Genomic DNA, 21,050 nt, shown 5'->3' with positions numbered 1-21,050 from the left:
AGGTCAAAGTATGGCGCGTTTAACAATTATTGCCCATTAACGGCGCGGATTGCCCCATTAATGGCGTGAATAGTCATTTATGGGGTGAATAGCCACTCATGGGGCAGCAAGCAAGGCGGTTAGGCCAGTTGGATATTGCCCTGAAGCTGACAACTACAAGCTAAAACATAGCCTTGGGCAATCTCTTCGGGGGTCAGTGTCATGGTGCTGCTGGTGGTGTATTCCCCGTGCAGAATGCGCGTCTTACACGAACCACAGACCCCCGCGCGGCAGGCCGCCATCACCGGAACTTTATGTTGTTCCAGCGCAAACAGCAGTGACGTGCCGACCGGGACTTTCACACTGCGCAGTGGATGGCTAATGGTCATCGTCAATTCATTGCTGGTATCGATAGCTTCATCGGCGCTGCGGAACTGTTCTTTTTGGAAATGATTGGCGGGAACGGATTGCTCACGGCAATACTGCTCAACCCAATCCATATAGGGGGCGGGGCCGCAGGTCATTACCCGGCGGCGGCTGATGTCCGGCGCGACCTGTTGCATGATTTGAGCATTGATTCTGCCGGCGATAAATCCCTCCGTTGCTGCGGATTCCGCCACCAGAGTGAGCTGCAATTGCTGCGGATAGCGCTGTAATAAGCGTTGCCACTCATCGGAAAAAATCACATCCGCTGGTGAGCGCACATTAAAAATCACCCGAATATCCGCTTGCGCACGTCGTGCCAGCAGGTCACGGCACATCGACATCACTGGCGTAACACCGCAACCGGCGGCCAACATCAGGTAGCGGTCATCATCAAAATGGGCGCAGGTAAACTCCCCCTGAGCCTCGGAAAGCCACAGATAATCGCCCACGCTCACCTGCTGAGTCAGCCAATTAGACCCCTCGCCATCAGCTAAACAGCGCACCGTGAGTTGGATAAAGGGGCTGAGTCCGGGCGTGGAGGAGAGTGTATACGCGCGCAGGGTGTCATCACTGTTGCAAATGCTGACCAGAGCATATTGCCCCGGCAGATAAGGGTAAAAATCGTGGTTAATCAGCCGCAGACTCCAGACGTCGGGCGTTTCTTGCACTATGGAGTGGAGTTGCATACGGTTAGGGCAGAGGACGGTTGGGCAGTCAGTTGGGATAAAATTGGCACTTGGGGTCAAATCGGTCATCGGGGCCTCACAGTAAATCAGGTCATTCTCGGGCAAAACCAGTCATCATGCCCGAGCGGTGGCGTTAAAGCGCACTGGCCGGGCAAGGTGATATTGCTTAATTATTCAGGGCTTATTTGCCTCGCGTTTTAACTGCCCAGGATCTCGTTCATATCCTGTTCTACCGTGGTAATGGGGCGCATACCAAATTTCTCGTACAGAATTCCCATCAGGTTGTCGGTCAGGAAGCCGGGCGCGGTCGGGCCGGTATAGATATTTTTGACGCCCAGTGACAGCAAGGTCAGCAGGATGACAATGGCTTTTTGTTCAAACCATGACAGCACCAGACTGAGCGGCAGGTCATTGACGGTACAGCCCAGTTTTTCTGACAATTTCACCGCCAGCATGATGGCTGAATAAGCATCATTACATTGGCCGATATCCAGCAGGCGCGGTAATCCTTCCAGCGTGCCGAAATCCAGTTTGTTGAAGCGGTACTTACCGCAGGCTAGGGTCATAATGATGCAATCTTGCGGCACACTGCGGGCAAAATCAGTGAAATAGCTGCGTTCTGTGCGGCTACCATCACAGCCCCCGACCAGAAAGACATGACGTAGCTTTTTAGTGGCGACCAGATCAATCACGGTATCAGCCGCATTCAACAGGGTTTGACGGCCAAAACCGACAGTAATCAGCTGCTCCAGCTCATTGTACGGGAAGCCCGCCATGCCCAATGCCTGATCGATGACCTGCGCGAAATCTTCGCCCTCCAGATGATTCACACCCGGCCAGCCAACAATGCTGCGAGTCCAGATACGGTCGCCGTAATTGCCCACATTCGGGTCAATGATACAGTTGGATGTCATCAAAATCGGCCCAGGGAATTTGGCGAATTCTATCTGCTGATTCTGCCAGCCACTGCCGTAGTTACCCACCAGATGTGAGTAACGTTTTAACTCTGGGTAGCCGTGAGCGGGCAGCATTTCACCGTGGGTATAGATGTTAACCCCGGTTCCCTCGGTCTGCTCCAGCAGCATTTGTAAGTCTTTGAGGTCATGGCCGGAGATCAAAATGGCTTTACCCGCCACCGGGCGTACGTTAACGGCAGTCGGCTGTGGATCACCGTAAGCCTGGGTTTCGCCAGTGTCCAAAATAGCCATGACGTTGAAGTTCATTTTGCCAATGCCCATGGCGTTATTGAGCAGGGTGTCGACATCACGCGGCTGCGTACCCAACCAGGCCATATAAGCATGATATTCAGCATAAATTTGCTCATCGTGCTGGCCCAATACGTAGGCGTGTTCCATATAGGCCGCCGCACCTTTCAGGCCATACAAACAGAGCATCCGCAGGCCATGAATATCGTCGCCGATCTCCGCTTTATCGCTGTTCAGGGCAAATTGTTGCGATTGCTGTTGCAGGGTAGGGATGTCGTTTGACAGCAGTTGCAGTTCGGCTAATGGGTGATCAACAGTGATAGTGCTATCGAGCAAGCGGCAACGAATGGCCAGTGATTGGCGTAGCAAGATGGCTTCTTTGGCGTAACCGATAATTCTGTCTGAATCGAAATTCACATTGGTGAGGGTCGAGAAGAAGGCTCTGGGTGCAAAGCTGTCAATCTGATGATCAACGATGCCCACTTCGCGCGCTGTCAATGCCCAGGCTGAAAGCCCTTGCAACACGGCAACTAATAAGTCTTGTAAATCAGAGGTCTCGGCGGTTTTCCCGCACATCCCCTGCGCGTAGGAGCAGCCGTTACCCGCAGGCGTTCGGATGGTTTGTTCACATTGCACACAGAACATAATTATTTTCCTTTTTAAAATTGCATTTTTAATGCATGTTTAAAAGCATAGAGGTGCAAGGCGGGTTTAAAAAGGCTTTTTTAATGCAACTTTGACTTGTTTTGATTTGGCGCAACTTTTTCTGCGAATGAGAATTTATTCAGTTTTAGGCAGAGTGATTCAATTTCAGGCAGAAGTCGCGCGCAGTGAATCGGACCATCCACTGCGCAGAAGAAGTTTATGACGAAAAGAAGGCGATCAATATCGGGGCTAGCAGACTCAGTAAAAAGCCGTGGACGATCGCGGCAGGGACCATTTCCAGCCCGCCACTGCGCTGCAATACCGGTAGCGTAAAGTCCATTGAGGTTGCGCCGCACAAGCCTAATGCGGTGGAGCGGCTGCTGCGTACCAGTGTTGGGATCAGCATGATTGCCACCAATTCTCGCGCCAGATCATTAAAGAATGCAGCACTACCTATCACCGGACCAAATGCATCAGTCAGTAAAATGCCTGACAGCGAATACCAGCCAAAGCCAGAAGCCATCGCCAGCCCGGTTTTAATGGGCAAACCCATTAGCATCGCGGCGAGTAAGCCGCCGATCAATGCACTGATACCGACGACAAATGCCACTATGGTCCCACGGCGGTTTAGCACGATCTGACGCAGTGTCATGCCACTGTTACGTAATTGAATACCAACTAAAAATAGCAGAAAAATCAGCGCCAACTCGCTACCTTTCGCTGCAAATTGCAACCACGGCCATTGGCTTAAACCCAGCAGGAAACCAATAATGACTACGCCACATAATTTCAGAGATTCCAGTGCCATATGTAGCCGTGAGGGCAGTGCTTCTTGACGGTGAGTATTTTTCCACGGCAATTTGCGTTCAAGTAAAAACAGCGCCAGTAAATTGGCACAAAAAATACAGAGAAAAAAGACGGCGGTGTACTGGAAAATAAGCAGTAAATTAGCGCTAAGGTTTTCCAGAAATGCCAGGCTGATCCCCATAAAGAATAAAATCACGTAGACCATCCAGCTTAATAAGCGGTTGATCAATTGAATTAATGATTTGCGGTTAAGTGGGATCAGATAGCCAATAATTAACGGCAAAAGAATGATCAGTAATCCTGAATACACGAGTTGTACCGTCCTATACCCTTCGACTTTGGGTATCATGAGCAGATGAATAATGAGCTGTGGCGCAATAAGCTATCTAAAATCGAAGGAAGAGTAAAGCAGCACGCAATGTACCGCGGCACTTGACGAATAAGGTTTTTTTACCTCTATCAGCCAGATAATCCGCTATGCTTGCCGGGTTAACAGTGTTATCTAGTAGTATCAGTATGAATAATTCCGCATCGGAGGCGCAGCATGTATCTTGAACGCGTAGATATAGTCGGTTTTCGCGGTATCAATCGTATTTCATTGAACCTTGATGATAATACCGTGCTGGTCGGTGAGAATGCCTGGGGTAAATCCAGCCTATTAGATGCCCTGACATTACTTTTATCCCCTGAACCGCAACTTTATCATTTTACCGTGCAGGATTTTTATTATCCGGCAGGGGATGAGAGTGCTAAAGAGCGCCACTTGCAGGTTATTTTCACTTTCTGTGAGAAGGATATTGGGCACTGGCGTGCGCCTCGTTATCGCCAATTAGCCCCGCTTTGGATAAACCATGATGATGGTTTGCATCGTATTTATTATCGGGTTGAGGGGGAGTTGGCTGATGATGGCACCGTCTGTACCTGGCGTACTTTCCTCGATCTAGAGGGGCAACCTCTGGCTTTGCATGATATTGAAAAGCTGGCACGGGGGGTCATTCGTATCCATCCGGTATTGCGCTTACGGGATGCGCGCTTTATGCGTCGGCTACGCAGTACCACGGACGAAAACAGTCATCAGCCGGATAAAGTGGCGCTGAATCAGCAGTTGGATCAATTAAGCCGCGAGTTGGTGCGTAATCCGCAAAAACTGACGAATACTGAGCTGCGTCAAGGGTTGGTGGCGATGCGTCAACTGCTGGAGCACTATTTTGCCGAGCAAGGATCGCAATCTATTGCTCTACGTAATCACCGCTATCGCCCACAACCGGAGCGAGAAGCCTGGCAGGCCCTCGACAGCATCAACCGCATGGTGGCTGAACCCAATAGCCGCAGTATGCGGTTGATACTATTGGGGATGTTCTCAACATTACTGCAAGCCAAAGGCTCACTTAGCCTGGACCCTCATGCGCGGCCATTGCTGCTGGTCGAAGACCCGGAAACCCGCTTGCACCCCATTATGCTGTCAGTGGCGTGGGGGCTGCTCAGCCAGTTGCCACTCCAACGTATCACCACCACCAACTCCGGTGAGTTAGTCTCTTTGGTACCGATAGAGAGTATTTGTCGGCTGGTGCGCGAATCCTCTAGAGTCGCGACTTACCGCATTGGCCCGCGCGGCATGAGCGCAGAAGAGAGCCGCCGCATCGCGTTTCATATTCGCTTCAACCGCCCATCGGCTTTATTTGCCCGCTGCTGGTTGTTGGTCGAGGGCGAAACGGAAATTTGGTTACTCAATGAACTCGCCCGCCAGTGTGGTCATCACTTTGAAGCCGAAGGGGTAAAAGTGATTGAGTTTGCCCAAAGTGGCTTACGACCACTGCTGAAATATGCCAACCGCATGGGCATCCAGTGGCATGTTCTGACAGATGGTGATGATGCTGGTAAAAAGTACGCCGACACAGTACGTAATATGGCGGACACTGAACGTGACCACGAGCGGGATCGCCTGACCATCTTGCCAGCACCGGATATGGAGCACTTTCTATATCGTGCAGGATTTGATGCGGTTTATCACCGGGTATCGGCCATTCCAATGAATGCCAAAATGCAGCCGCGCAGAGTAATTGAAAAGGCCATCCATCGTACCTCCAAGCCGGATCTGGCCATTGAAGTGACCAGCCAGGCCAGAGAGAGGGGGGTAGAATCTATTCCCCCGTTACTGAAAAAAATGTTTTCTCGTGTCGTTTGGTTGGCGCGAGGACGGGCTGATTAGCGGCAGCGGGCTAGATTAATTCAGTGGTAAAATGTGCGGCTAACTGCTCTTCGAGTTGCTCAAGCAATTGATAGCGGCGGCGGTATTCCGCCCGCTTTTTGCTGGCAATATCTTCAATCGGCTTACGTGCAATCTGTGGGGGTAAGCTGAAATTCCCCTGTGCGCACTGTTCTCCACCCAGCGCCTGGTTGCCTTTGAATAGCAATGTAATCAACCCCCAACAGTTAAGATTATCAGGCGTTGATGTGATGTTATTACTGTTTTGCATGGTTAAAACCCGTTATATCACTGAGCTTTCAGTGGCACTGAAATTTTCAGCGCCATTGAAACAAAGGGGAACTAAACCAAGTTTCAATGCATCTTAGGTTTCGCCGATAGCACGGTGGTATTGATATTTCGTTTAGCTAAATGAGAATTTCCGATGTTAACTTCGGCAATTTAGAGAGTGACAAAATAAAGGAAGGTAATTGATTTGATGCAGTTCAGTAGACGTCAGCGCCGATGGCTCATCGTATTTGCCGTATTGATTATTGGTGGTTTTTTCATCACCAGACACCTGATGGCCACTGCGCCGGTGCAATATCAGACGGTGAAAGTTGCCAACCGTGATCTGCAACAGAATGTCCTGGCCACAGGAAAACTCGATGCGGTGCGCAAAGTTGATGTGGGTGCGCAGGTCAGTGGTCAGTTGGAAAAACTGTATGTGCAAGTTGGCGATCAAGTTGAGCAAGGTCAGTTGCTGGCGATGATCGACCCACAACAGGCGCAGAACCAAATCAAAGAGGTGGAGGCGACAATTCAGGATTTGAATGCTCAGTTAGCGCAGGCGAAAGCTGAAATGCAACTGGCAGCGGTGACGCTGCGCCGTCAGCAGGATCTGGCAAAGTTACAGGTGGTATCACGTCAGGATCTGGATCAGGCGAGCACCACACTGGCAGTGAAAAAAGCGCAAGTTGAGACTATTAATGCGCAAATCAATAAAACTAAGGCCAGTCTGGATACAGCTAACATTAATCTGGATTATACCAAGATCTCTGCCCCGATGGCTGGCGATGTGGTGCAAATCACCACCTTGCAAGGCCAGACCGTGATTGCGGCGCAACAGGCACCAAATATTCTGACCTTGGCCGACATGAGCACCATGCTGGTTAATGCGCAGGTGTCAGAGGCGGATGTGATTCACCTTAAACCGGGGATGAAAGCCTCGTTTACGGTGCTGGGTGATCCCGGAAAGCGTTTTGATGGCGTGTTAAAAGATATTCAGCCAACGCCGGAAAAAGTGAATGATGCCATTTTCTACTCTGCGCGCTTTGAGGTGCCGAATCCCGATCGTTTATTACGTTTGCAAATGACCGCACAGGTTTCAATCCAGCTGGCAAATGTGCAGCAGGCGGTAGTGATCCCCTTATCGGCATTAGGCGAGGAGCTGGGCACCAATCGTTATCAAGTCGCGGTGCTGAAAGAGGGCAAAGAGGAGAAACGTGAAGTGACGATCGGTATTCGCAATAACGTCGATGCGCAGGTAGTGTCAGGTTTGAAGGTCGGCGAGGAGGTCATCGTTAGCCGCGGTGGCACGGAGGAAGCATAATGACGGCATTGCTTGAGTTAAAAGGCATTCGTCGTAGTTATCAGTCCGGCGGAGAAACCGTTGACGTATTGCAGGATGTCTCACTAACCATTAATGCCGGTGAGTTGGTCGCGATTATCGGTGCCTCTGGCTCAGGTAAGTCGACGCTAATGAACATTTTGGGCTGTCTGGATAAGCCAAGTGCGGGCGTCTACCGTGTCGCCGGTCAAGATGTCGCCACATTGGATAATGATGCACTGGCGGCATTGCGCCGCGAGCATTTTGGCTTTATTTTCCAGCGTTATCATCTGCTGCCTCACCTCAGCGCGGCGCATAATGTTGAGGTTCCCGCAGTCTATGCTGGTTTAGGTAAGCACGAGCGGCGCGAGCGGGCGAATATGCTGCTAACCCGCTTGGGGCTGGAGGAACGTGTTAACTATCAGCCCAATCAGCTCTCCGGCGGGCAGCAGCAACGGGTCAGTATCGCTCGCGCCTTGATGAACGGTGGGCAGGTCATTCTGGCCGATGAACCGACAGGGGCGCTAGATAGCCACTCCAGTGTTGAGGTGATGGCTATCCTCAAGCAGCTACAACAGCAGGGGCACACAGTGATTATTGTCACCCATGACCCTAATGTTGCGGCTCAGGCAGAGCGGATCATCGAAATCAAAGATGGCCGCATTATGGCGGATTCTGGCTCGAAAACAGTACCCACGATTGCGGCTTCTGATGTGGTGAGTTTGACGCCATCCGCACCATCATGGCAGCAACTGACCGGCCGTTTTCGTGAGGCGTTACTCATGGCCTGGCGCGCGATGTCGGCCAATAAAATGCGCACTGCGCTGACTATGCTTGGGATCATTATTGGTATCGCCTCGGTGGTCTCGATATTGGTGGTCGGGGATGCCGCCAAGCAGATGGTGCTGGCGGATATCCGCGCGATTGGCACCAATACCATTGATATCTATCCCGGCAAAGATTTTGGTGATGACGACCCCAGCACGCGGCAGGCATTGGTCTATGACGATATGGCGGCGCTAAAAGAGCAATCCTATGTCAGCGCCGTGTCGCCCACCATTTCTGGCAGCATGCGGCTGCGATACGGCAATGTGGATGTCGCAGCCAGTGTTTCGGGGGTCAGTGAGCAGTATTTCCGCGTGTTCGGTATGAAACTCGAACAGGGGACACCCATCACCCGTGAACAGGTTGAACGCCAGTCGCAAGTGGTGGTGATTGACCGCAATACCCAGCGCAGGCTATTCCCGCATATCAAAGATGTGGTGGGGCAAGTGATCCTGGTCGGGAATATGCCCGCGACCGTGGTGGGGGTGGTGGAAGAGAAGCAATCTATGTTCGGTAGCAGTAAAACGCTGCGAATATGGGTGCCGTACAGCACCATGGCGAGCCGCCTGATGGGTCGTTCTTACTTTGATTCGATTACCATTCGGATTAAAGAGGGTTATAGCAGTAAAGAAGCCGAGCAGCAGCTGGTTCGCTTGCTGACCATGCGCCACGGCAAGAAAGATATATTCACCTACAACATGGATAGCTTGCTGCAAACCGCGGAAAAAACCACCCGCACGATGCAATTGTTCCTGACATTGGTGGCAGTGATTTCACTGGTGGTAGGTGGGATTGGCGTGATGAATATTATGCTGGTTTCAGTCACCGAACGAACTCGCGAAATCGGTATCCGTATGGCGGTGGGCGCGCGATCCAGTGATGTTATGCAGCAATTCTTAATTGAGGCGGTTTTGGTTTGCCTGGTCGGAGGGGCGCTGGGTATCACGCTATCCTTCGCCATTGGACTGATTGTAGAGATGTTTTTACCTAACTGGCAGATTGCTTTTCCACCAGTAGCGCTGTTCAGCGCATTCTTGTGCTCAACCGTGATTGGGGTGGTATTTGGCTATTTACCGGCACGAAGTGCTGCCAGGCTCAATCCGATTGACGCGTTAGCGCGCGAATGATTCTCTCGTGAATATTGTGTCGACTAAGTGGCTCTAGCGGCGCGGTTTTAAGTCTGAATTGGAGGTTGACCGTAGCAGCTCTGGTAGCATAATAGAGCAATAAAAATGCCAGTCATGATTGGCTGGCATTTTGAAACGTATTTGATGCTGGTAGCAACAGACCGCTCAGGAAATACCTTGATCACCGGCGTGTTTGAGGTGAGGTATTGCCATGATATTTAAGCGAATGATTGCATGGTGTCAGGCCAATGCGCAAGTTCCTGCGGTATGTCTTCTTGCAAGACCACATCTAACCCGAGTGGCACTATCAGACTGGCGTGGTTGCCTTTTGGCCCTTGGTGGACATCAAAGTTAACCATCTGACCGGCTTTTAACGTTCGGTAACCATCCATCTGGATAGTTGAATAGTGAGCGAATATATCTTCGCCACCGCCCTCAGGGCAAATGAAGCCAAAACCTTTGGCGTTATTGAACCATTTAACAGTACCCGTCTCCATACTTCTACGTCCCTCGCAAGGCTATTCTAGTTTGAGATGAGGTAATCGCTGGTTAATGTGAGCGCAAAGTGGTTAAAACTGTAATCTTGGTTAACCCAATCTTGGTTAAAACCCCCAATATTGGTTAAAACTACAGCAGCTCACGAAAATACACTCTAGTGGAAATGGTCCCAACGTCAAGGGGAGGGCTTTTGTCTGGCAGGGAGAGTTCTTCAAAGTTTGATGCAGCTAACGCTATTGTGTTCGTTTGGTTACAATTTAACCGCTTTTAAGGTAAAAAAATCGACTTTTTTCTCTGGCGGCGTTATGGCATAAGTGATGTTAAAATAATAATAGATATCTGCATCAAATGGTCTTATAACCGGAGTGAAGTATTGCTCCTGTGTGGTTCAGTGAAACGATGGGCAGGCAATGGGTAAGAATAACGACTGGCTGAATTTTGAACATTTAGTCAAAGATAAACAGAAAGAGGCGCTCAAACCGCCGTCTATGTATAAAGTTATACTTAACAACGACGATTACACACCGATGGAATTTGTGATTGACGTTCTGCAAAAGTTCTTTTCTTATGATATTGAACGTGCAACACAATTGATGCTCAATGTGCATTACCAAGGAAAGGCGATTTGTGGTGTTTTTACTGCTGAAGTGGCAGAGACAAAAGTCGCACATGTAAATCAATACGCCAGGGAGAACGAGCATCCATTGCTTTGTACGCTGGAAAAAGCCTGATTAAGGCAATTATTGGGAGGTGCCTATGCTCAATCAAGAACTTGAACTCAGTCTCAATATGGCTTTCGCTAGAGCGCGTGAGCACAGACACGAGTTTATGACCGTGGAGCACCTATTGCTGGCATTGCTAAGCAATCCAGCTGCGCGGGAAGCGCTGGAGGCCTGTACGGTTGATCTGGTGGCATTACGCCAGGAACTGGAAGCGTTTATCGAACAAACCACACCGACATTACCTGTCACTGAAGAGGAGCGTGATACCCAACCTACACTCAGTTTCCAGCGGGTGTTACAACGCGCGGTCTTCCACGTTCAGTCATCAGGGCGCAATGAAGTCTCTGGTGCCAACGTGTTGGTTGCCATCTTTAGTGAACAAGAGTCTCAGGCGGCCTACTTGCTGCGCAAGCATGATGTCAGCCGTCTGGATGTCGTGAACTTTATTTCCCACGGCGCCCGTAAGGACGAGCCGGGTCAGGCACCGAATGCAGAAAATCCGGTGAATGAAGAGCAGGCAGGAGGGGAAGACCGTATGGAGAACTTCACCACCAATCTGAATCAACTGGCCCGCGTTGGCGGCATAGACCCACTTATTGGGCGCGATAAAGAGCTGGAACGCGCCATTCAGGTGCTGTGCCGCCGACGTAAAAATAACCCGTTGCTGGTGGGGGAGTCAGGTGTCGGTAAAACCGCCATCGCTGAAGGTCTGGCCTGGCGTATCGTGCAGGGCGATGTACCGGAAGTAATGTCTGAATGCACCCTGTACTCACTGGATATCGGCTCGCTGCTGGCGGGAACCAAATACCGTGGCGACTTTGAAAAACGCTTCAAAGCGCTGCTGAAACAGCTGGAAAACGATAAAGACAGCATCCTGTTTATCGATGAAATTCATACCATCATTGGCGCTGGAGCCGCCTCTGGTGGGCAGGTCGATGCCGCTAATCTGATTAAGCCGCTGCTTTCTAGTGGCAAAATTCGGGTGATTGGCTCTACTACCTACCAGGAGTTCAGCAATATTTTTGAAAAAGATCGTGCCTTGGCACGTCGTTTCCAGAAAATTGATATTACTGAACCGACGCCAGAAGAGACCGTTCAGATTATCAACGGTTTGAAACCGAAATATGAAGCGCATCATGACGTGCGTTATACCGCGAAAGCGATACGCGCAGCGGTCGAGTTATCGGTTAAATATATCAATGACCGCCACTTGCCGGATAAAGCCATTGATGTGATTGATGAAGCAGGTGCCCGTAGCCGTTTGATGCCTGTCAACAAGCGTAAAAAAACCGTCAATGTGTCGGACATCGAATCTGTGGTTGCTCGCATCGCCCGTATTCCGGAGAAAACGGTCTCTGCCAGTGATCGCGATGTGCTGAAAAATCTGAGCGACCGCCTGAACATGCTGGTATTTGGTCAAGATAAGGCAATCGATGCACTGTCTGAAGCGATCAAAATGAGCCGTGCAGGGTTGGGGCATGAACACAAACCTGTCGGGTCGTTCCTGTTTGCTGGCCCAACCGGCGTTGGTAAAACGGAAGTGACGGTGCAATTAGCTAAGGCGCTGGATATCGAGCTGTTGCGCTTTGATATGTCCGAATATATGGAGCGTCATACCGTCAGCCGCCTGATTGGTGCGCCTCCGGGTTATGTTGGCTACGATCAAGGTGGCCTGTTGACCGATGCGGTTATCAAGCATCCTCATGCAGTTTTGCTGCTGGATGAAATTGAAAAAGCTCACCCGGATGTGTTTAACCTGTTATTGCAGGTGATGGATAATGGCACGCTGACGGACAACAATGGCCGTAAAGCTGATTTCCGCAACGTCATTCTGGTGATGACAACCAATGCCGGTGTACGCGAAACGCAGCGCACCTCCATTGGTTTTAAACAGCAGGACAACAGCACTGACGCATTAGAAGAGATCAAAAAGGTGTTTACACCGGAATTCCGTAACCGGTTGGATAACATCATTTGGTTCAATCACTTGTCGCCGACTGTTATCCAGCAGGTGGTGGATAAATTCATCGTTGAGTTGCAGGCGCAATTAGATGCCAAAGGCGTGTCACTGGAAGTCAGTGAAGAAGCACGTAATTGGTTATCTGATAAAGGTTACGATAAGGCGATGGGCGCACGACCAATGGCGCGAGTCATTCAGGAAAACCTGAAGAAGCCGCTGGCAAACGAGCTGTTGTTTGGTTCTCTGGTTGATGGTGGTTCAGTCACTGTTGAGCTTGATAAAGAAAAACAACAACTGGCTTATGAGTTTCAGAGTGCGCAAAAGCGTAAAACTGAAGGTGCAGTTCACTAACTCAGCGCGTTAATTGACTAGTCCTGATATAGGTTGACACTTTTCAGCCTTAAAACGCCTGATGAACTTCATCGGGCGTTTTGTATTTTAACGACAGATGCGGTCGTCGCGTGTTGTAGATTTCCACCGACTCCCTGACCATCTTTCTTGCCTGCATGATATCTTCTGGTTTAACAAGAAGATACTCCATTTTTAATATCCCGTTTACCCGCTCCGCCAGCGCATTCTGATAACAATCATATCCGTCCGTCATCGAGCAGATGACGCCGTGACGTTCATGTAACGCCTGATATTCTGTTGAACAGTACTGGATACCCCGGTCTGAGTGATGTATCAGCACAGAGGTCGTGCGTCTGCTCATCAGCGCCATTTTGAGCGCGGCGGCCACATGCCGAGTATGCAGGCTTTCATGCACATGATATCCCACTATTTTTCTCGACCAGGCGTCGGTCACCAGACTGACATACGCCGTTCCCTGACGCAGTGGAAGGTAGGTGATATCCGCGACCCATACCTGCTCCGGGTGGCTGGCAATAACCTGATTCTCTCCTGACTTCAATAAGTTAGGGTGACGATAAAAGCGATGATGGCTGTTCGTCGTTTTATGATAGCTCCTTTTAGGCATCACCAGTAACCGCGAGCATCTCAGTATCTGGAACAGACGATCGCGACCAACATGCAAAGACGATCCTGCGCGTTGTCGCAACAAGTAATGCAGTTTACGCGTCCCCAACCGGGGCTGTTGTAACCGGATGGCCGTCACCTGTTCAACGATATTTTGAGCCTGTATTTCTCTTTCGCGTTCCCGCTGCAAAGAGTGATACCACGCCTGTCGGCTAATCCCCATGAACCGGCACGCGCGTTACTGTGAGTCCCGGCGCTTGTGCTTGCGTGATAATGTGGCCAACTGCTTTTTTGTCAGAGTGGCTCCGAACTCCGTGTTCATTACCTTCACAACCGCTTCAAAAAACTGAGCTTTGACTTCTGATTCAGCAAGTTGCTGTTCGAGTTCTTTGATTCGCTGTTCGGGAGTAAGAGGCATTTTGGGCATGTTAACTCCGCACATTCTTGCAGGAGAGGGGGAAAGCCAGTCGAGTTGACCGTACTTGCGTAGCCACTTCAAGACGGTAGAACGGCCTTGAATACCGTAGCGGTCTTGCGCCTGACGGTAAGTCATTTCACCTTTTTCGACCTGTTGGACAACGGTCAATTTAAAGGATAGAGGGTCATCGCGTTGTGTGCGTTTAACATATTGGTTCATCACATTTTCCTCAGTATGCGAGTTAAATGTGTCAACGCTATTTAGGACGGGTCAAATAAATAAAAAAGGGCAATAAGTTAACAGCTTATCGCCCTTTTTGTTTTTGGGTATTTCGTTTTTTCATGGCTGATAAAGCCGGATGAACAGGTAAATAAAAGAAAACGCAAAACGCCCTTGCCATAAATGGGAAGGGCGCCGGAGGGGGACTACATCCTCAGAGCTCGCAAATCGTCGACTTGCGACAGATTAGCCGATTAACGGCTACGGAAGACAATGCGGCCTTTGCTCAGGTCGTACGGGGTCAGCTCTACAGTGACTTTGTCACCCGTCAGGATGCGGATATAGTTTTTACGCATTTTACCGGAGATATGAGCGGTTACCACGTGCCCGTTTTCCAATTCAACGCGGAACATGGTGTTCGGCAGCGTATCAAGAACGGTGCCCTGCATTTCAATATTGTCTTCTTTGGCCATCGAATCCTCTAGGTGTAACTACCTTAGTTTTTAACCGGCAAGATAATGCCGAAAAACCCACATTATGTAAAGAAGTGTTGGCGGTCATCGCACCATTTCAGCAAAATTAGTCTGCCGGTAAGAGGGGGATAAAGCCTAATGTGGGGTTCTTTTCAACGGTTGAGCTTTACTGCATCGTGGATGAAAAATTCAACGATTGCGGTAACCAGCATTCAGCCGGTAGTGGACTAAACTGGAGTTGACTCAACTGCTGCAAAAAAAAGTTGCGTGGGATCTCAATCGCACCCAGCGACGCAGTGTGAGCGTTGAGGACCTGACAGTCAATCAGTTCTCCACCCTGACGGGTAAAATGATGACAAAAAACCATTAATGCGCTTTTTGATGCATTGTCAGCACGGCTAAACATGGATTCGCCGCAAAACAATGTACCGACTGCAATCCCATACAAACCACCAACCAGTTCATTTTCCAACCAAACTTCCACTGAGTGGGCGTGTCCCAAAGCGTGTAGCTCACAATAGGCTTGTTGCACATCATCGCCAATCCACGTCCCCTCATCACGTTGAGAAGCACAGGCGCGGACCACATCCTCAAAAGCATGGTTGAGGGTAAATCGATAAGGACAATGCCGCAAAAAGCGCCGCATACTCCGACTGATATGCAAATCTTCCGGGAACAATACCGCCCGAGGATCCGGTGACCACCATAAAATCATCTCCCCAGGGCTGAACCACGGGAAAATCCCTCGCTGGTAGGCGGCCAGTAAGCGGGGTGCAGATAAATCGCCCCCCAGAGCCAGCAACCCGTTTGGTTCGCGCAGAGCCAGCTCAGGTGACGGAAAGGCGAATGATTGAGAAGAGAGCTGTGTGATGCGCATAAATCTCCTTGGCGACGACTAACAGACCCATTCGAGTATAATCATAAATAATACTGCTTTGGTTTCAGCAGCTTTTAATCATATTAGCTGAAAATTAGCTGATTACCCGCCTGTGCTCAGTCAATTCGGAGACCGTAAAAGCATCATCGTTGCCCTAATATCACGGCCTCAATGGCGTTGATGGAACTGGTAATAGCGGCCCATACCTTGCAATAAACTTAGGTGGTTGCCCTGTTCGACTATCATCCCGCCATCCATTACGCAGATACGGTCCATATACTCCAGCCCATACAAACGATGAGTCACAATAATCAGGCTTTTCTGGCGACAATGTTGACGTAGCAGCGCTAAAATTTGCTGTTCGGTTTCAGCATCCAACCCTTCGGTGGGCTCATCAAGCAGCAACAGGGGAGCAGGATGTAACAAGGCGCGGGCAATTCCCAAACGCCGCTGTTCACCACCAGACAATGGCCGCCCACCATCCCCCATCCATGCATTCAGCCCTTCGCTGTTATCCAGCAAGTTGGCTAATCCCACTTGCTCTAGAGCCGTTTTTAGCTGTGCATCTGATGCAGAAGGGCAGGCAAGTAACAGGTTTTCACGCAAGGTGCTGCTGAAAATGTGCACCCGCTGGCTGACTACGGTCATCATTTGACGCAATGTGGTTTCATCATATTGGGCCAATGGCATCCCATTGAGTGTGATAGTGCCCTGACTGGCATCCCAGGCACGGGTTAATAACTGCAAGAGTGTGGATTTGCCACAACCAGTGCGGCCCAATAGCGCAATATGCTCTCCTGCGGCCAGTGACAGCGATATATTCTGTAAAACAGGCAAAGGCTGCTGTGAGTAGGTAAAACTCAACCCTGTCACTTCCAGCTCCACCTGTGAGGTTGGCGCTGGGCCACTTGCTGGGAATGTCACTTCAGGTTTTTGCTCCATCAACTGAGCGACTCGGGTTGCCGATGCGATAACTTGCCCCAAATGTTGGAAGGCGCCGGCTACCGGTAGTAGGGCTTCAAATGCAGCCAAAGAGGTAAAGACAAACAGCGCTAGCAATGCGCCAGGCTGGCTATTCTCACCAATACCGTCCGCAGCAAGCCATAAAATATAGGTTACGGTTAAACCGGAGGCCAGAATCATGAGTGCTTGCGCCAAACCTGCTAATGAAGCCTGTTGCTTCTGGCGTCTCATCCAGTGCTGTTCAATATCGTCCAGTGACGCACGGAAACGACTCAACGCACCGAATACTAATAACTCGGCCTGCCCCTGTAACCAAGAGGTCAACTGTGAACGATACAGACTGCGCAGATTGGTTAGATCACGGCCAATAGGTTGACCGGCGCGGTAGAAAATCAATGGAACTAGCAGTAATAACCCGAGCAGGATAGCACCGAGGGTCAGCGCTAAATTGATGTCCAGATAGCTCAGGCCAAAAGTCACTACTGCGATAATGACGATGGCGGCTACCAGTGGTGAGATCACTCGCAGATAGAGATGATCAAGCGTATCGACATCAGCGACCAGACGGTTTAGCAGCTCACTTTGGCGAAAACGGGCGATACCTCCAGGGGAGAGTGGCAGGATTTTCTGAAAAGCAAATACCCGCAGATGTGCCAGTACACGGAATGTTGCGTCATGGCTGATAACGCGCTCGGCATAGCGGCCAGCTGTGCGGGTAATCGCCGCACCACGGACACCCGCTGCTGGCAGCAAATAGTTAAATGTGTAGAGTCCAGCAGGGCCAACGATGGCGGTTCCTGCCAGGAACCAGCCTGATAATGTGAGCAAACCGATACTGGCCAGCAGGGTAACAATTGCCAACACAATGCCCAGACAAATCAGGAACCAATGGCGACGATATAGCGCCAGAAAAGGGAGAAGTACGCGCATGATTAAAGCTCCTCACTGCGGTGGGACAGCAGATTGGCAAATGAACCGGTAGCCTGGCTCAAGCTGGAGTAATCACCTTGTTGAATCAAAAGGCCATTATCCATTACCCAGATTTGATCATACCCCAGTGTATCTTCCAACTGATGAGTGACCAGCAAGGTTGTCTGCCTGCGAGAGGCCTCTTCCAGTGCTTTCATTACCAACTGTTCACTGTGGGCATCAAGGCTGGCTGTCGGTTCGTCGAGCAATAGCAAACGGCAAGGGTTGAGTAATGCGCGAGCAACAGCGACCCGCTGGGCTTGCCCAACGGAAAGACGGGCAGAGTGGTCGCCGACCTCTGTATTTAGCCCTTGTGGTAAATCTGAGAGAAATTCGTTGATATATGCGCGCTCAACCGCCTGCTGCAATTGGCTGTCGTCAGCGTCGGGTTGACCCAGCAGAATATTGGCAACCAGCGTCTGTTCCGGCAAATGTGGATTTTGCCCGACCCAGCTTAACTGGCTACGCCAGACTTGTGGCGCCAACTCACGTAGTTCAATACCGTTGACTTTCAACGAGCCGCGATAGGGTAAAAAACCCAGTAGCAGGTTGAGCAGTGAACTCTTGCCCGCACCGCTTAAACCAACAATGGCGACACGTTTACCTGCGGGCAGGGAAAATGTTAGCGGCCCTGCTAAGCGGGTGCCATTGGGGGCCAAAATTTCCAACTCATCTGCTTCAAGGGTGATGGCATCTGAACCACTCAGTACCTTATCGCCCTGACCGATAGATTCACTTTCACTGCTTAAGAATGTGACCAGTGATTCAGCCGCACCTACTGCCTGTGCTTTGGCATGGTAGAAGGTTCCTAAATCCCTCAATGGCTGAAAAAATTCAGGTGCCAGAATCAAGACCATAAAACCAGCAAACAGTGTTACGCCTAAACCGTAGCTGCCAAAATTCAGTTCGCCTAAATAGGAAAAACCAAAGTAAACCGCTACCACGGCAATAGATATGGCCGCGAAAAACTCTAATACAGCAGAGGAGAGGAAGGCCATCCGCAGCACCTCCATGGTACGGCGGCGGAAATCTTCCGAGGAACTGCGAATTTGGTCTGTTTCTGCTTTGGCACGGTTAAATAACCGCAAGGTGTCTAGCCCCCGCAAGCGATCAAGGAAATTGCCACTCAGACGTGCTAGCGCGACAAAGTTACGCCGGTTGGCGTCGGCAGCCCCCATCCCGACTAATGCCATGAATAACGGAATCAGCGGCGCGGTGACAAATAAGATCAAACCCGCCGCCCAGTTGATTGGGAAGAGGGCAATTAGAATCAGCACCGGAATAAATACTGCCAGATACATTTGCGGCAAATAGCGGGAATAGTAATCCTGCATATCTTCAATTTGTTCCAGGATAATGGTCGCCCAACTCCCGGCAGGCTTGCCTTTTACCCATGCTGGGCCAAGTTGTTCTAATCGGTCTAACACGACTTTGCGAATCTGCTGGCGGACTTTCATGCCGCAGATAAATCCTACCCGCTCACGTAGCCAACTGATCACGGCACGCAATGCAAAAGTCCCTGCCAGGAGCCAAAAATCGGCAGTTAATGCAGTTCGGGGCAATTTGTCGATAATCAGAGATTGCAGCAAGGTGGCTAGCAACCATGCTTGAGCGATAATCAATAATCCGCTGAAGAGGCCAAGTAACATGGACAGGCGGAGCCAACGTTGCGCCGGAGCGCTTTGTTTTTTCAGCCAACGAATCAACTCATACTGTCGTGTCTTATTCATCAGGCAATTTGTCTGCGCAAATATACCCATGGTGCTCAGAGAGGCAGGGAAGCTAGCAACCTTGACTCATACAAACAAAAGGTTGTGTGAATCTGGCCTTACCTGCAACGCCGATTACTTTGGGTATAACAAGATCAAAAGGTTTGTCACCATTGGAAGTGGCAAACTGGCGAAGGGCAATCTTACCTTGTGATGCTATGAGGTGAAACCATAATGCTTGTGATAATCACCGCATTAGTAGATTTCTATAATTTGCTGTTTTTCATTGGTATGTTCAATGTGCAAAAAATATAGAACAAAATAGAAATAAAAACGGGCAGCTCACATAATGTCAGCTACCCGTTATTTTCAGTGAAACCGTGATATCAGATTCAATATCAGTGGGCGTTATTTATCGTTCATCAACCCATCAAGATAACGTTCTGCATCTAGCGCAGCCATACAGCCAGTACCGGCTGAGGTGATGGCTTGGCGATAGATATGATCCATAACATCGCCTGCCGCGAACACACCTGGAATTGAGGTTTGTGTCGCATTGCCCTGAGTACCGGACTGAACTTTGATATAGCCATTTTCCAGTGCCAGTTGGTCACCAAAGATAGCGGTGTTAGGACTATGACCGATCGCAATGAAGACACCCGCGACGGCTAGCTCTTCAGTTTCGTCGCTCTGGGTTGATTTCAGGCGAACACCCGTGACACCCATATCATCACCCAGCACTTCGTCTAAGGTTCGTTCAGTGTGCAGCACAATGTTGCCGTTCTTCACTTTTTCCATCAGGCGGTCGATCAGGATTTTTTCTGAACGGAAGTTATCGCGACGGTGAATTAAATGCACCTCAGCGGCGATATTAGCCAGATAAAGCGCTTCTTCAACGGCAGTATTACCGCCACCGACAACGGCAACTTTTTGATTACGATAGAAGAAGCCATCGCAGGTTGCACAAGCAGAAACCCCTTTGCCCTTGAATGCCTCTTCTGACTCCATCCCCAGATAGCGGGCTGAAGCGCCGGTTGCGATAATCAGCGCATCACAAGTGTATTCTGCGCCATCGCCAAACAAGCGGAATGGGCGGTTTTGCAAATCAACGCGGTTGATATGGTCAAACAGAATTTCTGTCTGGAATTTTTCTGCGTGCTCATGCATCCGTTCCATCAGCGCCGGGCCAGTAAGACCCTCAGGATCACCCGGCCAGTTTTCGACATCGGTGGTAGTGGTCAACTGACCGCCTTTTTCCATTCCGGTAATCAATACAGGTTTCAGGTTGGCGCGTGCAGCATAAACTGCGGCGGTATAACCCGCAGGGCCAGAACCCAGAATAATCAATTTGCTATGTTTAGCCGTGCTCATGAATACCTCTTTCCCACAATGGCGGACAATGTTATCGATTGTAGGGAAAATCGGGCATTAAAAAAAGCAGACAAAAATGTTGTTAGCAATTTGTTTGATAGGCAATGCCTATTTAATAATCTAAATGCATTGGAAATCGACAGTTAACCGAAAAAAAATAGGGTTGGTGACAAATTGGACCAAAATTCATTTCTGCATTAAGAGGTGAATACCCTCAAAAAGCTTTGACCCCATAAAAAATGTGGCTTGCAAGCTGATAGCTCAAAAAAAGCCGTAATACCTAGAGGGCAATTTGCACCATTTTATAGCAAATAAACGATGAAAAAATAGCTAAGAGAAGGGCGCTGAGATTTTAATTCTGGCACGTTGTACTGATTTAACTTCTTTTACTTTGACAATCGG

Annotated in this window: 14 protein-coding genes and 2 pseudogenes; 5 read left to right on the top strand and 11 right to left on the bottom strand. The window is 49.9% G+C overall.

All coding sequences use genetic code 11. The features are described from left to right. Positions 1 to 119: 119 nt before the first annotated feature. The 3 genes from hcr to AACW11_RS15150 form a co-directional block, all read right to left on the bottom strand. Positions 120 to 1,091, bottom strand: coding sequence for an NADH oxidoreductase (gene hcr, locus AACW11_RS15160; protein WP_249192758.1), 972 nt, complete (start codon positions 1,089 to 1,091; stop codon positions 120 to 122). 197 nt (positions 1,092 to 1,288) lie between these two features. Next, a complete protein-coding gene (gene hcp / locus AACW11_RS15155; protein WP_212584630.1) occupies positions 1,289 to 2,941 on the bottom strand; it encodes a hydroxylamine reductase in 1,653 nt (550 codons plus the stop codon). 217 nt (positions 2,942 to 3,158) lie between these two features. Continuing rightward, positions 3,159 to 4,058: a lysine exporter LysO family protein gene (locus AACW11_RS15150; RefSeq protein WP_212584629.1), complete on the bottom strand. Its 900-nt coding sequence runs from the start codon at positions 4,056 to 4,058 to the stop codon at positions 3,159 to 3,161. A gap of 234 nt (positions 4,059 to 4,292) precedes the next feature. Between AACW11_RS15150 and AACW11_RS15145 the strand changes: the two genes are divergently transcribed. After that, positions 4,293 to 5,957, top strand: a complete 1,665-nt coding sequence (locus AACW11_RS15145) for an ATP-dependent endonuclease (protein WP_212584628.1) — start codon at positions 4,293 to 4,295, stop codon at positions 5,955 to 5,957. A gap of 10 nt (positions 5,958 to 5,967) precedes the next feature. On the opposite strand, the pseudogene AACW11_RS15140 reads toward AACW11_RS15145, so the two are convergent. Continuing rightward, positions 5,968 to 6,141, bottom strand: a pseudogene (locus AACW11_RS15140) (DUF535 family protein); the annotation flags it as partial. A 291-nt stretch (positions 6,142 to 6,432) separates the two neighbouring features. Between AACW11_RS15140 and macA the strand changes: the two are divergent. Both macA and macB read left to right on the top strand, forming a co-directional pair. Continuing rightward, positions 6,433 to 7,545, top strand: coding sequence for a macrolide transporter subunit MacA (gene macA / locus AACW11_RS15135; RefSeq protein ID WP_212584627.1), 1,113 nt, complete (start codon positions 6,433 to 6,435; stop codon positions 7,543 to 7,545). Next, entirely contained in the window at positions 7,545 to 9,494 is a 1,950-nt protein-coding gene (gene macB, locus AACW11_RS15130; protein WP_212584626.1) for a macrolide ABC transporter ATP-binding protein/permease MacB, read from the top strand. Before macA ends, macB begins: the two co-directional genes overlap by 1 nt. 218 nt (positions 9,495 to 9,712) lie before the next feature. Here the strand turns inward: macB and cspD are convergent, their stop codons facing one another. Beyond that, on the bottom strand, positions 9,713 to 9,991 hold the full coding sequence (cspD, locus tag AACW11_RS15125) for a cold shock-like protein CspD (RefSeq protein ID WP_212584625.1): 279 nt from the start codon (positions 9,989 to 9,991) through the stop codon (positions 9,713 to 9,715). Between the two features lie 411 nt (positions 9,992 to 10,402). Between cspD and clpS the strand changes: the two genes are divergently transcribed. Beyond that, the gene (gene clpS / locus AACW11_RS15120; protein WP_004873731.1) at positions 10,403 to 10,723 is read left to right on the top strand and encodes an ATP-dependent Clp protease adapter ClpS; all 321 of its coding nucleotides are present in this window, start codon (positions 10,403 to 10,405) and stop codon (positions 10,721 to 10,723) included. Positions 10,724 to 10,748: 25 nt separating this feature from the next. After that, a complete protein-coding gene (clpA, locus tag AACW11_RS15115) occupies positions 10,749 to 13,025 on the top strand; it encodes an ATP-dependent Clp protease ATP-binding subunit ClpA (protein ID WP_212584624.1) in 2,277 nt (758 codons plus the stop codon). A 49-nt stretch (positions 13,026 to 13,074) separates the two neighbouring features. On the opposite strand, the pseudogene AACW11_RS15110 reads toward clpA, so the two are convergent. The 6 genes and pseudogenes from AACW11_RS15110 to trxB all read right to left on the bottom strand — a co-directional run bounded on the left by AACW11_RS15110 (position 13,075) and on the right by trxB (position 20,648). Beyond that, positions 13,075 to 14,286 (bottom strand): annotated as a pseudogene (locus AACW11_RS15110) (IS3 family transposase). 254 nt (positions 14,287 to 14,540) lie between these two features. Next, entirely contained in the window at positions 14,541 to 14,759 is a 219-nt protein-coding gene (infA, locus tag AACW11_RS15105; protein WP_002211347.1) for a translation initiation factor IF-1, read from the bottom strand. Positions 14,760 to 14,925: 166 nt separating this feature from the next. Continuing rightward, positions 14,926 to 15,636, bottom strand: a complete 711-nt coding sequence (gene aat, locus AACW11_RS15100; protein WP_212584623.1) for a leucyl/phenylalanyl-tRNA--protein transferase — start codon at positions 15,634 to 15,636, stop codon at positions 14,926 to 14,928. Between the two features lie 168 nt (positions 15,637 to 15,804). Continuing rightward, a complete protein-coding gene (gene cydC / locus AACW11_RS15095) occupies positions 15,805 to 17,529 on the bottom strand; it encodes a heme ABC transporter ATP-binding protein/permease CydC (RefSeq protein ID WP_212584622.1) in 1,725 nt (574 codons plus the stop codon). A 2-nt stretch (positions 17,530 to 17,531) separates the two neighbouring features. After that, positions 17,532 to 19,298 (bottom strand): heme ABC transporter permease/ATP-binding protein CydD, encoded by a 1,767-nt coding sequence (gene cydD / locus AACW11_RS15090; protein ID WP_212584621.1) that lies wholly within the window; start codon positions 19,296 to 19,298, stop codon positions 17,532 to 17,534. Between the two features lie 387 nt (positions 19,299 to 19,685). Further along, positions 19,686 to 20,648 (bottom strand): thioredoxin-disulfide reductase, encoded by a 963-nt coding sequence (gene trxB / locus AACW11_RS15085; protein WP_212584620.1) that lies wholly within the window; start codon positions 20,646 to 20,648, stop codon positions 19,686 to 19,688. Positions 20,649 to 21,050 lie beyond the last annotated feature (402 nt).

This window comes from Yersinia sp. Marseille-Q3913 (genome assembly GCF_963892745.1).
GTDB classification, from domain to species: domain Bacteria; phylum Pseudomonadota; class Gammaproteobacteria; order Enterobacterales; family Enterobacteriaceae; genus Yersinia; species Yersinia bercovieri.
This window is presented reverse-complemented; position numbering and strand designations above follow the sequence as displayed.

Bases quoted from the DNA above. Each gene is read 5' to 3' on its own strand.
- hcr (WP_249192758.1), bottom strand. From the start codon at position 1,091: ATGCAACTCCACTCCATAGTGCAAGAAACGCCCGACGTCTGGAGTCTG.
- hcp (WP_212584630.1), bottom strand. From the start codon at position 2,941: ATGTTCTGTGTGCAATGTGAACAAACCATCCGAACGCCTGCGGGTAAC.
- AACW11_RS15145 (WP_212584628.1), top strand. From the start codon at position 4,293: ATGTATCTTGAACGCGTAGATATAGTCGGTTTTCGCGGTATCAATCGT.
- macA (WP_212584627.1), top strand. From the start codon at position 6,433: ATGCAGTTCAGTAGACGTCAGCGCCGATGGCTCATCGTATTTGCCGTA.
- macB (WP_212584626.1), top strand. From the start codon at position 7,545: ATGACGGCATTGCTTGAGTTAAAAGGCATTCGTCGTAGTTATCAGTCC.
- cspD (WP_212584625.1), bottom strand. From the start codon at position 9,991: ATGGAGACGGGTACTGTTAAATGGTTCAATAACGCCAAAGGTTTTGGC.
- clpS (WP_004873731.1), top strand. From the start codon at position 10,403: ATGGGTAAGAATAACGACTGGCTGAATTTTGAACATTTAGTCAAAGAT.
- clpA (WP_212584624.1), top strand. From the start codon at position 10,749: ATGCTCAATCAAGAACTTGAACTCAGTCTCAATATGGCTTTCGCTAGA.
- infA (WP_002211347.1), bottom strand. From the start codon at position 14,759: ATGGCCAAAGAAGACAATATTGAAATGCAGGGCACCGTTCTTGATACG.
- aat (WP_212584623.1), bottom strand. From the start codon at position 15,636: ATGCGCATCACACAGCTCTCTTCTCAATCATTCGCCTTTCCGTCACCT.
- cydC (WP_212584622.1), bottom strand. From the start codon at position 17,529: ATGCGCGTACTTCTCCCTTTTCTGGCGCTATATCGTCGCCATTGGTTC.
- cydD (WP_212584621.1), bottom strand. From the start codon at position 19,298: ATGAATAAGACACGACAGTATGAGTTGATTCGTTGGCTGAAAAAACAA.
- trxB (WP_212584620.1), bottom strand. From the start codon at position 20,648: ATGAGCACGGCTAAACATAGCAAATTGATTATTCTGGGTTCTGGCCCT.